Origin of the sequence: uncultured Roseobacter sp. (assembly GCF_947495275.1) — a bacterium.
In the GTDB taxonomy this organism is placed as follows: domain Bacteria; phylum Pseudomonadota; class Alphaproteobacteria; order Rhodobacterales; family Rhodobacteraceae; genus Roseobacter.
Genome location: NZ_CANLYL010000019.1, coordinates 15,984 through 30,757, shown reverse-complemented (window position 1 = coordinate 30,757; position 14,774 = coordinate 15,984). Strand labels below are relative to the sequence as shown.

Annotated in this window: 16 protein-coding genes and 1 pseudogene; 10 read left to right on the top strand and 7 right to left on the bottom strand. The window is 54.8% G+C overall.

The window, feature by feature from the left end; genetic code table 11:
- The first annotated feature begins 30 nt into the window (after nt 1–30).
- The 8 genes and pseudogenes from Q0802_RS22580 (at nt 31) to Q0802_RS22545 (ending at nt 5,687) form a co-directional block, all read left to right on the top strand.
- On the top strand, nt 31–624 hold the full coding sequence (locus tag Q0802_RS22580; protein ID WP_298922175.1) for a TetR/AcrR family transcriptional regulator: 594 nt from the start codon (nt 31–33) through the stop codon (nt 622–624).
- Nucleotides 621–872 carry a hypothetical protein gene (locus Q0802_RS22575; protein WP_298922174.1) on the top strand — a complete coding sequence of 84 codons (252 nt, stop codon included), beginning with the start codon at nt 621–623 and terminating at the stop codon, nt 870–872. Before Q0802_RS22580 ends, Q0802_RS22575 begins: the two co-directional genes overlap by 4 nt.
- A gap of 3 nt (nt 873–875) precedes the next feature.
- On the top strand, nt 876–2,030 hold the full coding sequence (locus Q0802_RS22570) for an aromatic ring-hydroxylating dioxygenase subunit alpha (RefSeq protein ID WP_298922173.1): 1,155 nt from the start codon (nt 876–878) through the stop codon (nt 2,028–2,030).
- Complete coding sequence (locus Q0802_RS22565; RefSeq protein WP_298922171.1) at nt 2,027–3,100, top strand: ferredoxin--NADP reductase; 1,074 nt, start codon at nt 2,027–2,029, stop codon at nt 3,098–3,100. Before Q0802_RS22570 ends, Q0802_RS22565 begins: the two co-directional genes overlap by 4 nt.
- Nucleotides 3,084–3,275 carry a hypothetical protein gene (locus Q0802_RS22560; RefSeq protein ID WP_298922170.1) on the top strand — a complete coding sequence of 64 codons (192 nt, stop codon included), beginning with the start codon at nt 3,084–3,086 and terminating at the stop codon, nt 3,273–3,275. The genes Q0802_RS22565 and Q0802_RS22560 overlap by 17 nt, the downstream gene beginning before the upstream one ends.
- A 159-nt stretch (nt 3,276–3,434) precedes the next feature.
- Nucleotides 3,435–3,845 carry a hypothetical protein gene (locus tag Q0802_RS22555; RefSeq protein ID WP_298922198.1) on the top strand — a complete coding sequence of 137 codons (411 nt, stop codon included), beginning with the start codon at nt 3,435–3,437 and terminating at the stop codon, nt 3,843–3,845.
- 612 nt (nt 3,846–4,457) lie between these two features.
- Nucleotides 4,458–4,541: pseudogene (locus Q0802_RS24765) on the top strand (hypothetical protein); the annotation flags it as partial.
- A 135-nt stretch (nt 4,542–4,676) separates the two neighbouring features.
- Nucleotides 4,677–5,687: a calcium-binding protein gene (locus Q0802_RS22545; protein WP_298922168.1), complete on the top strand. Its 1,011-nt coding sequence runs from the start codon at nt 4,677–4,679 to the stop codon at nt 5,685–5,687.
- 798 nt (nt 5,688–6,485) lie between these two features.
- Here Q0802_RS22545 and Q0802_RS22540 read toward each other — a convergent pair.
- The 5 genes from Q0802_RS22540 to tcuA all read right to left on the bottom strand — a co-directional run bounded on the left by Q0802_RS22540 (nt 6,486) and on the right by tcuA (nt 11,824).
- Nucleotides 6,486–7,763: a multicopper oxidase family protein gene (locus tag Q0802_RS22540; protein ID WP_366523351.1), complete on the bottom strand. Its 1,278-nt coding sequence runs from the start codon at nt 7,761–7,763 to the stop codon at nt 6,486–6,488.
- Nucleotides 7,764–7,799: 36 nt separating this feature from the next.
- Nucleotides 7,800–8,243: a cytochrome c gene (locus Q0802_RS22535; RefSeq protein ID WP_298922167.1), complete on the bottom strand. Its 444-nt coding sequence runs from the start codon at nt 8,241–8,243 to the stop codon at nt 7,800–7,802.
- Nucleotides 8,244–8,261: 18 nt separating this feature from the next.
- Nucleotides 8,262–8,672 carry a cytochrome c gene (locus Q0802_RS22530; protein WP_298922166.1) on the bottom strand — a complete coding sequence of 137 codons (411 nt, stop codon included), beginning with the start codon at nt 8,670–8,672 and terminating at the stop codon, nt 8,262–8,264.
- Nucleotides 8,673–9,655: 983 nt separating this feature from the next.
- Complete coding sequence (locus tag Q0802_RS22525) at nt 9,656–9,841, bottom strand: hypothetical protein (protein ID WP_298922165.1); 186 nt, start codon at nt 9,839–9,841, stop codon at nt 9,656–9,658.
- Nucleotides 9,842–10,345: 504 nt separating this feature from the next.
- Nucleotides 10,346–11,824 carry an FAD-dependent tricarballylate dehydrogenase TcuA gene (gene tcuA, locus Q0802_RS22520; protein WP_298922164.1) on the bottom strand — a complete coding sequence of 493 codons (1,479 nt, stop codon included), beginning with the start codon at nt 11,822–11,824 and terminating at the stop codon, nt 10,346–10,348.
- Between the two features lie 77 nt (nt 11,825–11,901).
- On the opposite strand from tcuA, the gene Q0802_RS22515 reads away from it, so the two are divergent.
- Both Q0802_RS22515 and Q0802_RS22510 read left to right on the top strand, forming a co-directional pair.
- The gene (locus Q0802_RS22515; RefSeq protein WP_298922163.1) at nt 11,902–12,537 is read left to right on the top strand and encodes a GntR family transcriptional regulator; all 636 of its coding nucleotides are present in this window, start codon (nt 11,902–11,904) and stop codon (nt 12,535–12,537) included.
- Nucleotides 12,534–13,562: an AbrB family transcriptional regulator gene (locus Q0802_RS22510; RefSeq protein WP_298922162.1), complete on the top strand. Its 1,029-nt coding sequence runs from the start codon at nt 12,534–12,536 to the stop codon at nt 13,560–13,562. The genes Q0802_RS22515 and Q0802_RS22510 overlap by 4 nt, the downstream gene beginning before the upstream one ends.
- Here Q0802_RS22510 and Q0802_RS22505 read toward each other — a convergent pair.
- Together Q0802_RS22505 and Q0802_RS22500 are read right to left on the bottom strand one after the other, a co-directional pair.
- On the bottom strand, nt 13,531–14,508 hold the full coding sequence (locus Q0802_RS22505) for a D-2-hydroxyacid dehydrogenase family protein (RefSeq protein ID WP_298922161.1): 978 nt from the start codon (nt 14,506–14,508) through the stop codon (nt 13,531–13,533). The two genes, Q0802_RS22510 and Q0802_RS22505, sit on opposite strands and share 32 nt — an antisense overlap.
- A complete protein-coding gene (locus Q0802_RS22500) occupies nt 14,505–14,738 on the bottom strand; it encodes a hypothetical protein (RefSeq protein ID WP_298922160.1) in 234 nt (77 codons plus the stop codon). The genes Q0802_RS22505 and Q0802_RS22500 overlap by 4 nt, the downstream gene beginning before the upstream one ends.
- Nucleotides 14,739–14,774: the final 36 nt, after the last annotated feature.

Genomic DNA, 14,774 nt, shown 5'->3' with positions numbered 1-14,774 from the left:
GTTGGTGAGCCCAATTGGAACGGATGGAACATGGCCGGACGCCCGACAAATCGAGATGAACGCTATATCCAAGTGATGAAGGCCCTCGTGCGCTGCGTCGCACGCTACGGGCTGGATGGCGCATCCTTGTCGCATATTGCCAAGGAAGCCCGCCTTACCCGCCCCCTGATCCGGCATCATGTTGGGAACCGCGAAGACATGATCACGGGTTTGACCGATTTCGTTCTCAAGAGCTTTGACGATCAGACCGCAGCTATGGTTTCTTGCCTGCCGAACGAAAGGCCTTCAAGCGCTCTTATCGACTTGCTGTTTTCAGAAGATGCCGTGTCCGAGCCAGATATGGTGCTGGCCTTCGCAGCACTTACTGCCCGGTCGTTAGATGATGCAAAGCTGCGACGACGATGTCGAGAGACACTTCTGGATTTTGAAGCGGCCATCGCGGACACCCTTCGACACGACCATGGTGACGCGGATGATGCCGCACTGGGTGCCGCGGCCCACGGGATCATGGCGCTTTACTTCAACCTAACGTCGCTGGCCCCCCTGGATATGCCGAAAAGCTGGCAAAACCACGCCAGAGGTCTAGCCCATGAGCTTCTAGAAAAACTGGATCAGCCATCATGACACAAGCCCGCCTGTTCAACTACGTCACCTTTGCCGCGCTGATGATAGCCACGGCGCTTGGCTATCAATCGTTATGGGGGCTCTTGTTCCTCTATTGGACAATCCCGAACTTCTATTCTGGGCACGCATTCTTTCTGTCTGACGTGATCCGCGACGACGACCCGATCTTGTTCTGGTTGATCCAGATCGCCTGGGTGGTTCTGGGCCTGATGCTGGTGGTTCTTGATTTCTTTCCTGTCGGAGGTTGATCCATGACACGCAAATTGCACCTTTTGCCGGTCGAAGCTTACACATCGCAAGACTGGTTCGATCGCGAAATGCGCGACATCTTTTCGAAAACCTGGCGCTACGCGGGGTTCATGGAGGATGTCGGCGAACCGGGCCAATACATCACCGTGCAGGCCGGGCTGAACAACATCTTTGTCGTGATGGGCCGCGACCGCCGCCTGCGCGCTTTCCACAACATCTGCCGCCACCGCGGCACTCAGTTGATCCGCGCGGTTGGCAAGACACAAAAGGCGCTGACGTGCCCCTATCACGACTGGACCTATGATCTTGAGGGTAACCTGATTTCGGTGCCTGAAGAGCAGGAAGAGTTCGGCCAGGTCGACAAATCCTGCCTCGGATTGAAACCTGCAAAGGTTGATATCTGGAAGTCGATGATTTTTGTGCATCCCGACCCGGAGGCACCGTCGATTGCCGAGTGGTTTGGCCCGGTCGAGCCACATATCGGCCCGCATGTACCCGAGGAGCTGGTGGAATATGAAGAGTTGAACAACAGCTACGAGATCAAGGCCAACTGGAAGGTGGTCGTTGAAAACTACATCGACGTCTACCACCTAAGCCACCTGCATTCGAACACGCTGAAGATGTACGACCACAAGGCAGCCAAATATCACTGGGAAGGTCCTCACTACATGTTCTGGGAACCACCAGTGGGCGACTACCTGAAAGATCAGGAGAAAAAACTGATTGCACCAAGGGTGATCCCAAAAGACATGAACGGCGCTTGGGTCCCCATGCTGTTCCCTGGGATAGGACTGGCAGGCTCTGAGGAAGGCTGGAATATCTTCATCATAGAGCCTCTTGGACCTGAACTGACGCGGGTCAGCAATCGCGGACGGGTGTCGGGCAGTTCCGACTGGGAGTTTGCTAAGCAATCAATGAGGTCTTCGATGTTCTGGACCAAATTCGGCCTGAGCGGCAAATACGAAGCCCATGACGCCATGAGCGAGGACGACCCTATGGTCGCAGGCGACTTCACTGGCGAGGATATATACGCCTGTGAGCAGCAGCAGAAATCACTGAAATCTCCGTACTTTGAAACGGGCCCAGCCGCGGTTGGTGAAAGCCCGGTGACCCAACACCAGAAAGTTGTTCTGGAATGGCTGGGAGAAACCAAATGAGCCAGCGCGAATTCCATTCCCTGACCGTTCTAGACACCCGCGAGGAAGTCGGCGGCATGGCCAAGACGGTCATGTTCGGCGTGCCCGACGCCGTGCAAGATGCTTTCAAGTGGCGCGCGGGTCAGCACCTGTCGTTCCGCTTTCACATCAATGGTGTGGAACAGCGCCGCAGCTACTCTATCTCCTCCTCACCTTTCACTGGCGATCCCCTGCGGATCACGGTGAAGCGAGTCAAAGACGGCGTGGTCAGCAACTACATCAATGATACCTTGAAGACGGGTAACGTGATCGAAGTTATGTCCCCATTCGGAGGCTTCTGTCTCGATCCCGGCGCTACAGCGCGGCGCACGCATTACTTCTTTGGGGCTGGTTCAGGCATCACGCCGCTTTATGCGATGCTGAGTTCCGTCATGACAGCAGAGCCCAATTCGTTTGCGCATCTTGTTTACGGCAACAACAATGAAAACAGTATCCTGCTCGAAGACGAATTGAACGCCCTTTGGGAGGCACATCCCAATCGCATGTCGATCCACCATGTTTTCTCCAAACCCCGCTGGTGGTCCAGCGCAGAATATTGGCGTAAGGGCATCGTGGACAAGGAGGCGATCGGCGCACTGATCACCGAGAACCCGCCTTATGCGCAGGATTCTCAGTACTACGTCTGCGGTCCCGGCGGGATGAACAAGGCCGTGAAAGATGCGCTGATGTCTTTCGACGTGCCCGCGGGCCGCATCCACATGGAAAGCTATGGCGGCACGGCTGAACTGGACACAAGCATCGAGGGTATGGCCGCAAAGGCAGAAGTGACATTGGGCGGAAAAACCCATTCAATTGACATCTCCAAAGGGCAAACCGTGCTGGAGGCGGTCAAAGCGGCGGGCCTGAAACCGCCGTTTTCTTGCCAATCCGGTGTCTGTGGTGCCTGTCAGGCCAGTTTGGCCAGTGGTGAAGTCCAGATGCGCGCGCGAATGGCGTTGGAAGATGGAGATATTGCCAAAGGGGCAATCTTGACCTGCCAATCCCTGCCCGCAACTGGAGAGATTTCACTCAGTTATGACGAGGCGGTTTGACGGCAACGAAGCCAGTGTATTTTTCACGGCGAAGATCGTGTTAGCATCGGCATCCTGGCCGGTAAGCTTTACTCTCGGGGTCTATGGCGAAGTGTTCTACAGCAACGTCCTGACGATCTGGATCGCTTCCTTGGCGGCTCTGTTTGCAGGCACAATCATCGGGAAAACCGACTAAGGCGAAATATACCTCACCTAGTGGGCCTGCATCCTGCTGCTGATCCCAACAGTGTCATTGACCGGTGTCTTTTTGGAGCTAGGCAGTGCCGTTTTTTGTTGCCGGTTCTCGATCGGGGGCATTCTTTTGTCATTGCCCTATATCGCCTGCATCTTGTTGATGGTGTCCGCCCAAGAAGCGTTAGAGCTGAATGGCGATCGACAGAAACTTCGCGGTTGTGACTTAGTGAAAATGAAAGTCGTTGACATCATGGCTTCTAGCCAGATCAAGGAGCGGACGTCAGTACTGCAGAGTAAGACGCAGAAACCTTTGCGTTTTGAGATTTCCGAAGGGACACGTGCTTCTATCCAGAAATGGGTGGAAGACGAATTGATGGTTGGGTCAGAATACCTGTGGCCTGGTCGACTTCATGAGCGCCTGCACATCTCGACGCACCAATGGGTCGTTTCAAAAACGTTAATCTGCCTGAACGCATCCAGACGCAGCCTGCCTTGCCCCATCAGAACTTCAACTTCTCGTAGCTTCGAGACAATCTTTTCAGGCTTCGGTTGCTTGCTTACCATTCTCTGATCCTCCGTTTCCTAAACATAATGACGGACCCATTAAAATAGGGAGGCTCGGCGAGGCGCACGACACGACCGTGGCTTCCGAATCATGCGCGCCTTATGGCTTTGGAAGAGCGACTCTTGTTTGGCTTGTGGCATCGAGTTTTCCACAATCACCATTTTATGGTCGATTTTTGCCAAGGATACGTCAAGCCGAAGTCTGCGATGCAACTAAGGCGAGAATTTTGAAATCAAAGAGAAAAAGCCTGGAAAGAGTGATTGAAGTTAACTTACGTTAAGGTTGTTCAGCGATGTGTCCTTTTATGCGAAGCGAAAAAAAAATAAAAAAAACCACAAATTGATGACTTCGATAACAGAACCCTCTTCACACCTTGAAAAACTCGATCTGAAAGATGGTGAAAAGAGCTGGGTTCCACGGCCACTTCATTGTGTGGGTGTCTCGCAGAATAATCCGAGTTATTCAGTCAGGTTTGAACTGCGGCACCTGTGAGTGTTCGGCAGATTAGGGATAGCACGGTGAATATGTCGGTTACAGACGATGAATACTGGAATGGGATGTAATGATTAACGGAACCGAAAACGACGATATTCTGGAAGGTACGGCAGCGGATGGGTCCTGAACGGACTGGGCGGGAATGATACGCTCCGCGGCGATGACGGTGGAGACGGCGACGACAAGCTGTATGGATTTAACGACAACGATATCCTGATCGGCGGCTCGGGGAATGACACTCTCAGCTTCTATCAGGGCTTTCAGGCGAGCGGCACAGATGTCATTGAGTTCGGCGCAGGCATCTTTGCTGAGGACATCATCGCCAGCCAAGCAGGCCGGGGCTTGGATCTTCTGCTTCAGCATTCGAACGGCGACAGCATCACGATCGAAAATTTCTTTTTAACAAGCGATTACCAGCGTGGCGAAGCACACTTTGCAGATGGCACGGTACTTACAGCCAGTGACCTCATTTTTACGCAAACAGGTACTGGGAGTGACGATACCCTTTCCGGCATTTCCGGAACAGGTGGTGATACGTGGCGTGACGTACTGTTCGGAGAAGAAGGCAACGACCGTCTTTTTGGTGCTGCCGGAGACGACATTCTCTGGGGCGATGATGGCGATGATGAACTGAATGGAAGCATCGGGCGGGACCAGTTGATCGGCGAGGCCGGCAATGATCGTTTAATCGGCGGTGAGCGCGAGGATATCTATTGGTTCGGAGCCGATTCATGGGGTCATGACACCATCGACAATTTCGACACCGCCTATGACACCGGCGATGGCTTTCTCAGACCATGGGACACTGTTGTTCTCGAGGCAGGTATCACGCCCGACGATATTTCGGCGCACCGCGACGGCAACGACCTGATTTTGACCTACACCAACGGCAGCACAATCACCGTTGAAAATCAGTACCTGAGCTTTGACCACGAAATTTCTATTATTGACTTCGTGGACGGACCGATCTGGAGCTTTGAATTGCTCGACTATGTCGCGGCCCCTGACCCCGAAGCGGTTTCTATTGAGAACGAAGGGATCGGTCTTCAGGTCACCGGTGAGGGCGTCTATCAGGTAACGAACGAAATTGCGTCTATCCAACTCAGCTACCTCGGCGCGACCGTGGTCCCGCAGAGCTTTGACGGCTGGCAGGCGCTGCACGCGGGCTCCAACGGCGCGGACGGCTACAGTGTTCTGTGGCAGGGCGGCGGGCTGTATTCGATCTGGAACGCCGATGCCTCCGGCGCATGGGTGTCGAACGAGGTCATCTCTGATCAGGACTTCGCGGCTCTGATCGACTATGAGGACCGCTTCCAGTTCGACTTCAACGGGGATGGGCTGATATGGATATAACCCGTTAAAATAGTGGCAATTCCAATCCTGTGTTAGGTCTATGGAGGATGCCTGTCGTTATCATCATGTACATACTGACCGGTGGCGCGGTTGAACTATGTTGATGGCAGTTCTGGTGGGACTGACCGGCAACGTTGATGAGATTGTCATGGCAATTGGAAGAGAATGTACGATTGATCCTCCGGAACGTTTAGGGAAACGCACGATAGAGATGGTGAACAAACGACCCAATCCGCAGTCTAGCTACCGTCGCTCAAAAGCTTGACGCGCTGCTTTCAGAACATGTTAAATCCTTGAAAAGGCCACGGTGAGACAGTCGCGTCCGAGCTGTCTGCCAGCTCTGGGGCGCTTACCGAAAATTGTCGCGATGACGAATCTAGTGCGGCGGATTTCGCCCGTGATGAATGTCCTGAGCGACTCAAACCAGGTCGATTGGATGAACAAGAGAATCTCCCAAATCTCGTTGTCGCTGATCACGCCCTAGAATACTGATATTTCGCTGCTGAGGTTAGTTATACCAAACGCCGTCAAATCCTCGGCTCCGCCAAGCTTCGTGTATTCGAAGAGCAACTCATGGTCGTGGTGCTTGGTATGTCCGGTCTCGTCATGCGGTGTGTGTGCAGGACGTTGTTTTCATCCGCTATGTCCAGTTCGGTTGACATTCAAGAGTGGGACCGTGGCAGAACCCACCTTGTTCGATTTATAAGGACTGCCCATTGACGATGTCTCTTCCGTCCAACTCATGGCCTGCGCTGGCAGACAAAGCCGCTGAGAAAAGACGGCGAATGACCGCAAGCTTCATGTCACTTCGATCCATGTCTTCATGCCTGAGGCCTGATGCCCGAGCATATGGCAATGCAGCAACCACTTGCCTGGATTGTCGAGAACCACGGCGATCTTCCGCGAGATTCCTCGTTCAACCAGTGACGTATCGCGCAGATCACCAAGCGAACCGTCTTGTCTGAGTTCATAGAAGTGGTGCCCGTGGAGATGGATGCCGTGCGGGAAGCGCGTGTCGTTGATCAGTTCAATGACCGCTGTTTCACCCCGTTTGAATGTCGCAAAGGGTTCGTCTTTCAGCCCGGATACACCATTGAGTGCCCAGATATCATCACCTGCATGACGGCCGCCCATGGCACCGCCTTCCATCCTAAGCGACAGGGTTTGGTTCGGCGTCGTTTTCGGTATCGAGACGCTGGGTGCAGGTAAGGCCGCGATATTGGGTGCCACCGGGTTAGTATTCTGGCCATCGATTTTGAGCGACCCCATGTCATAGAGCGCATCCCGCGCAACAAAACGGAAGTCCACTTGTGCTGTGACATCGCCGATGACGTCGACGCGCTGAGCCGGAGCAAGTTGGATGTCCGACAGATCGCGTGGTTCTGCAAGCGACATGCCATCCAACGCGACCACCTTGGCGTCTAGGCCATCGATTCGAATTGGGAAGATCCGAGCTGTTGTTGTGTTGATCAGTCTCAGTCGAAGCCGGTCGCCAAGCCGGACAGTGTCTTGCGATAGCAGGATCATGGCGAAGTTTCCCAGACGCCCGGCATGAGAGAAGTCGTGCGTGTCGCCAAAGCCAGCCATAAGCGCGCCGCTTTCGTCCAGCCGCCAGTCGTCCAGTATCGCCGTGATGTCGCTATCGACCTTCGGCGCGTCAGCCTCATCGACGATCAATGGTCCGTAGAGCCCCCGTGCCACTTGCTCCCAGGACTGATGGTGTGAGTGATACCAGTACGTGCCTGCATCAGGCAGTTGAAACACGTAATCGAAAGTCTCGCCGGGCTGGACAAGCGGCTGCGTCAACCCAGGTACACCGTCCATGGCGTTCTCTATTCGGATACCGTGCCAATGGATGGACGATGGTTGCTCTGTGTGGTTTTCAAAGCGAAGGGACAAGGTATCACCTTTACGGACCCGCAACTCGGGCCCTGGTGAGAAACCGTTGAAGCCCCAGAGAGCCGTTTTGCCCTGGCCTTCTGGCAGCACTTGCAAGCTGACGGGTTCCGCACGCAACACACTTGGAGCGGCAAAAGACGGCCTCGGTACCACAAGTGCCGCAGCGGCAGAGCTCATTAAAATTCGACGTGTGAGCTTCATCATTCCTAGGTTCTACTTTTCTTCGCGATAAACTTTATGGCAGGCTTGGCAGGCCGCGCCGAGAGATTTTATGGCCGGGACCAGATCACTACCGGCTGCTATGCTTGCGGATAATTCTAGTGCGAGCGCTTCCAGACTCTTGGACTTCGCTGTGAAATCAGCAAAGTCATCCCAAATCTCGGCCTTGGCTTCCGACTTTGGATCATCCTCGTCTGCCTCAAACAGGGCCGGCGTATCGGCGGCATGTTTTGCGATTGAAGCCGCAGCCGACCTTGCCATCTCGCGATCGAAAGCTGTAACACCTTTTGCCATCTGCCCCAACGTCTTCATATCTGCCCCGATGGCGCTCATTGCATCCATCCGCGCCTTTACGACCATGTTTTTGACGCCGGTATGCGCGAAGGCGGTTCCGGCCAAACCCAGCACTGTCAGGGCGATTAATGGGGCTCGCATCATTTAATCGTTCTCCTTAGTTCAACTGATGCCGTTGGCACCTTGAAGGTCGCGGACGTAGGCTAGGATCATCTGTACATCGCTACGCTTGCAACCTTCGACCGGCGGCATGCTTCTAATTGGCCTCTGGCGCCCCCGCATGCCGACAGCCGAGGCGCTTTGGGAAACCTCGTCACCGTGGTGCGAAGGCTGATGAATTGCGTGGATTGGAGAAGGGGCGATTTCCAGTTGGTTAACCGTATTGGAGCTATGACAGTTCGCGTCGAAGGTTACCTTCCCGACTTGAGCGTTCCCGGAGAGGGTTGCTGGTACTGAAACAGTCACCGCGGCAGTTTCAGCTGAATATTTGGGTTCGCTGACGGTAATCGCTTTTGGACTGCACTGCATCCAAACAAGACCGGCAACCACATCTGCAAGAACGGCAATTTTCAAAACCAACCTCCATGTCTTGAGGCTTTGTAGGGTCTCCACCGACCGGAAGGTCAAGCGTAAAATCCAAGACAGAATATCGTAAACTGTTCTCCAAGCGGACATTTGGAGGTGCGTATAAATGGCGGCTTATTCCTGCATTTTGCGAGCTTGCCGACCATTTGCATTTGGGATTGCAGCGAAAAATCGGGCTAACGTCCGGCGGCCTCGATGGCACTCTGACCTGGCAGGTTCGGGCCGCTTTTGAATCCAAATAGTGAGCTGACTACGGTATGCTGCAGGTTCTCTGAAATCAGATTCGAGCCCAATTCGACAGGTTCAGTTAGCTGAAAGAACGGCAGTTCTCAGTTGCAGTAAATCTACAGTCAATTCCTAGGCTGACATCTGTTCGAGTTATTGCTCGGCTAAGATGGAAACCTGGGCCCCTTAGCCAACCTTTTTCCAATTCTAAAAAGACAGCGAAACGTCGGCGGGCCTTCACGGTATGCAAAGTGGCGAAGCTAAGAAACCGAATCTCGCAGGCGCCCAACTGTGCCGAGATGCTGCAAAGACTGAGATACTGCTATCAAGCCCGCTGATCGCGATTTGGCGATGCTCATCGAAACGCACTGACGCATCTGCTTTCTTTAAGTTGATTGATCAATCAGAATTTACGTGCCTGAGTTCCGTGCATTTGGATTCAAACCCCGCGGCAAGGTCTACAACATCTCCCTACACCTTGAAGGATTGCCTTGCGCTATTGCCAATGACGTCTGTTACAAGGTCACCACTTGCCAGCCCCAATCGGATACCAAACCCATGCGCCTTGGTGATATCGAGTAATGCAATGGTTGCGTTTACGGTTTTCTCTTCGGGTCTGTCCAAAGCCAAGGGCGCACTGAGGGTTGCAAAAAGCCGTCGCCGATGCATGAGATACCGATCCCGCCGTTGTCGGAAACGCGAAGCGCAGTATCCGCGAGGAATTTGTCCGGCGTTTCAATCACGGCTTACGGTTCACGCTTGGCTGAGAGCACTGTGAAACCTGCGATATCCACAACGGAGATCGTCCCGTATCCACGCCGTGGTTTGAGGTGTTCATGGCACCATTCAAAATCCGACGCGACTTGAACAAAGATCACAGGACGGACCCAATAGACGGCTACTGCAAGAGCAAGAGTGATAAAGAGGATCATGCCCGTCTATTCAATCCGGTTTCCGCGCCCGATAAAGTCGATGGATAGAAAGACGTCCTGATAATGCGCGCGTGGTGAGTGAAGGAATGTCCGATCAGGACAGATAGCTGTCCATGCGTGCAACAGCCCACTAGCCAAAACCATGGCACGGCCCGTCCAGAGGGCAAGGCGCCATGACCGGCTGAGACAAGACATCGCGAGCAACGGAAACGGGAAGTAAATGCGGTAGGATCGAAACGTGTCGATTTGCGAGGTATCATCGGTGCGGCTGACGGGAACCAGAGCAAAGCTGGCACAGATGGCAAAGCTGTTGAGCGCGTAGATCGGGGACTTGCCTGACGTCGCTAAGCTTTACGCGGGTGCATTAGAGATAATCCGTGTATCGGGACAAACTTCGTACCATTGGACTATTGAGAGCACGCGTTGGAACGGCATTGAGGTACGCTGAAGCAAACGAAGTTTTGGACGACGACTGATTTTCGTCTATGAAAGTCTCATACGTTATCACGATTTCGAAGATGCACAACCGGTTCCCGCGCGGCGACCGAAGACGGTTCCCGACGTCAGTCCAGACCCTCCGGGATAGCCGCCGTAGAACACGCCGCCCACAAGTTCACCACAGGCAAACAACCCCGGGATTTGCGATCCGCCTTCGGCGAGCACCGCGCCGTTTTCATCCACTTTCAGCCCGCCATAGGTGAACGTTATCCCGCCTGTCACCGGGAAGGCCTTGAAGGGTGGAGTGTCCAGTGCTTGTGCCCAGTTTGTCTTGTCGAGTTGGAGGCCGTTGGTGCGCTTGCCGTCGAGGATTGTTGGGTCAAATGCTGCATCGGTATCGACGGCTATGTTGAACTCTGTCAGCGTCTTGAGCGCGGATGCCGCATCAACACCGGCGAGTTTGGAGACCAGGTCTTCCAGCGTGTCTGCCTCGATAAAGCTGGCATCGTGAAAATGGTATTCGCCGTACAGCAATTCCGAGACCTTGTCGTCGAAAACCTGCCAGGCGAAGTGTTGGGGCTGTTCGAGGACCGCACGACCAAATTGTGCATAGGTGTAGTTTCGAAAGTTGACCCCCTCATCGACGAAGCGTTCACCTTTGGCGTTGAGCATCACGCCGAGGAAGTAGCAGATTTTCCGGTAATTTTTGCGCTCCTTAGGTGGCAGATTCAGATTGCCGAAGTCTTTCATGTGCAGGTCCATCGGAGTTGCGTGGCAGCCTTCAAAGCTACCATACCGCATGGCACCCAGATCGAACGCCATTTTCAGCCCGTCGCCAGTGTTGTGGGGTGTGCCGCGCACCTTGGCGGCCGCCCAATGGGAACCGATCTGCGAAACACGCATTTCCTCGTTCGCTTCGAAACCACCGCAGGCGAGGATGACGGCATCCGCATCGATACTTGCATCGCCCACCATAACGCCCGTGACCTTGTTATCGTTCGTCAACAGCCCCGTAACGGCGGAGTTGCAGCGAATACGTCCCCCCAGACGTTTGAAAGCAGCAAGCTCCATCTCGAAAAGCCCGACACCTTCGTTTTCGGCGGCCAGCGTCAAGCCCCCCCAGAAGATGTGCTTGCCGTCCCTCTCGAAACTCTGTCGCGCGTAGATCGGTTCATAGGTGACACCATGCCCTGCCAGCCAATTCACGGCGTCATAGGATTCCGAGATAAGAACCTGCTGCTCCGGGGATAAGAGCCGGCCTTCGTTGAATCCCAAAAGATCATTCGCGAATTTCTGCGCCGTGTAGGTTCCGAAATCGGTGTTGGGAATGCGTGGATCGTGCGGGTTGGCCAGCAGCGGCAAAAGCGCGTCCGAACTTTCATAGGCGATCCGCATCGCACCTGCCGTGTATTTCGTATTGCCGCCAGCAAGGTCCGGGCCAGCCTTTTCCAGCATAAGCACATCCGCTCCGCTTTCGAGTGCGGCGATACCGGCGGACATGGCGGCGTTTCCGGAGCCGACAACGATGACTTTTGTCTTGGACATGCTGGTTTCCTTTTCAGCTAGATATTTAGTATCCGATCGGATACAATTTGCAATGATAAATCTATAGAGTTTTCGAAATGACCAAAAAATCGAGTGGTGAGATGGCCTATGACGCTCTCATGGCAGCGATCCGTGAAGGCATTTACCTGCCTGGAGATCGCCTGCGCGAGGAGGATGTCGGCGAAAAGCTCGGGCTGTCACGAACCCCCGTCCGTGAAGCGCTTCGCCGGTTGGAATCAGACCGGATAGTTGAACATCGGCCGCGTATGGGCGCTGTCGTTCGGCGACTGGGTCATGCCGAAGTTGTGGAGCTTTATGAAATGCGGGTCGTTCTTGAGCGTACTGCGGCAGAGCTGGCGGCGCAGCATGGAACAGAAGCTGAGTTCGATACGCTTGACGACCTCAATACCGAGATTGCGGCAGAGCGCAACAACCCGAACCGCGCCGCCGCGATCAATCAGGCGTTCCACAGAGGCCTCTATCTTGCCTGCCGCAATCGCTTTCTGCTGGAGGCCGCGCGTGCGCTGAACAATGCGCTTTTGCTGCTTGGCCCCACGACTTTTACCGATGAAGCGCGGATCGACACGGTTGCGAGCCAACACCAGATGATTGTCGATGCCCTGAGATCAGGCGACATCGAGGGCGCAGGTGCGGCCGCAGAAGCACATCTTCAGACTTCCCTGCGTCAGAGACTGAAGGCGCTGGCGGGATGAGGCAGATTGGCCAGACCTTTCTGGTCGCGCTGTTGGGTGTCGGCGCGTTCCGCCTGCTGAATATTCCGCTGCCTTGGCTACTTGGTCCAATTGCCGCCTGCCTGGCGGCTGCACTGATAGGCATTCAACTTAAGGGTCTGAAGCCACTTAACGACGGGATGCGGACGATCCTGGGAGTTGCAGTTGGTGCAACGCTGACGCCGCCCGTGCTGGCGACGTTTCCTGCAATGTGGCCAACACTTCTGCTTATTCCACTCACTGTCATGGTGATTGGCCTGATTGGCGTGCCGTACTTTCAGAGGGTTTGGAACTACGACTTCCCGACAGCCTATTACGCCACCATGCCCGGTGGGCTTCAGGACATGCTGGCCTTTGGCGAGGAGGCGGGTGGCAATGTCCGCACCCTGTCCCTGATCCATGCGACTCGGGTCTTGATCATCGTCGTCGCCTTGCCGTTTCTGCTAAGCGGCATTTGGGAGGCCGATCTCAGCAATCCCCCAGGCGTGCCGTTGAAAAGCGTGCCGGTCCACGAATTATTGCTGATGGTCGCCTGCGCCCTGCTTGGTTGGTGGGGTGCGAAACGGATCGGGCTATTTGGCGCTTCGATCCTTGGACCGCTGCTTTTGACCGCGGCGATCACGCTCGTGGGTTTGTTGCACTTTCGACCGCCCGCTGAAGCGATCTGGGCCGCACAATTCTTCATCGGCATGACGATCGGCGCAAAATACGCAGGTATCACCATGCAGGAGGTGCGGCGCGACCTCTTAGCCGGTGTCGGCTTTTGCGTGATCCTGATTGTTCTGACGGTGGTGGTTGTCGAGCTGGTCATCTTCGCCAACCTAGCCCCGGGGATGGAAGCCCTGCTGGCCTTCGCGCCGGGCGGGCAGGCGGAGCTAACCGTGTTGGCATTGATCGTCGGAGCGGATGTCGCCTTCGTTGTTGCGCATCATATCTTGCGCATTTTCGTCGTAATCCTTGGGGCGCCGGTGGCCGTCAGGTTGTTTTCGCCCAAACCTGAGGATTGATCATGTGGATTGGCATGCCTTTGTCATAGGCATTTATCTGATCGAAGATATCAGTGAATTGCAGATTGAATTCATCCTCAGTGACATAACCGACATGGGGGGTCGGCAAAACATTTGGATGGGTCAGAAGTGGATTCGCGGTGTCGCGGAGCGGTTCTTCATCAAACACGTCGACAGCGGCATGGAGTCGCCCCTTGGCCAGTTCCGTCTCAAGGGCTCCTGGCACAACCAGACCAGATCGCGAGGTATTCACAAACAAGGCACGGTCCTGCATCTGAGCGAGGTCGGTCGCCGTGATGATCCCTCTTGTTTCCGGTTTCAGACGTACATGGAGGCTGATGATGTCAGAGCCCGCGAAAAAAGCCTCGCGGCTCTCGGGAACGTGTTCGCCATCTGCCTTTGCACGGGCGCGTCCGGCTTCTGAGCCCCACCACTGAACATTCAGTCCAATTGCATGTGCATAACCTGCGACGGCGCGTCCTATGCGACCATAGCCGTAGAGGCCCAATATCCGGCCCCTTAGGGTCCGCCCGACGCCAGCCTGCCAATTTCCCGCCCGGATCGAAGCCACTTGCTGCGGTATCTGACGGTAACTTGCGAGGATCAGCGCCAGCGTGTGCTCGGCTGCGGCAAAGGATGGTGTGTCCGAATGCATGTTTGAACAGAGGAGAACATCATTGCGGCTGCATGCCTCCACATCGACATGCGGATAGACGCTGCGCTGCGAGATCAGGCGCAAGTTGGTAAGATGGTTGAGGAGTTCTGCTCCGATCTTCGTGCGCTCTCGGAAGAGAACAAGTGCCTCGGCCTCCAATATTCTTGTCGCCAGCTTACCCGGGTCCGGCTCGTGGTCGGTCCAGACTGTAACGTCGTGATCTTGCAAACGGGCAAAGCACGGCAGCCGACGCAGCGTATCGAACCAGTCGTCTAGGATGTGGACTTTCACCGGCTTTCCACGCCAGCGTTAGGGGAGGGTGTGCGTGGCGTCGCGACAAAACGAGGGGCTTCCAGAGCGCTTAAAGCGTCCGAGATCGAACTGCGCAAACCAATCAGATAATTGTATTGCGCATCACATCCTGAGATCGGTGTCGGATAGTCGCGGATTTCATCCTGGATCAATTGTCGCGCCATCTTCAGTTCGGCTTTGGCAACGATCACGCAATCATCAGAGGTCATCAGTCGTCTCCAAATTATTGGTATACTATGGTATAC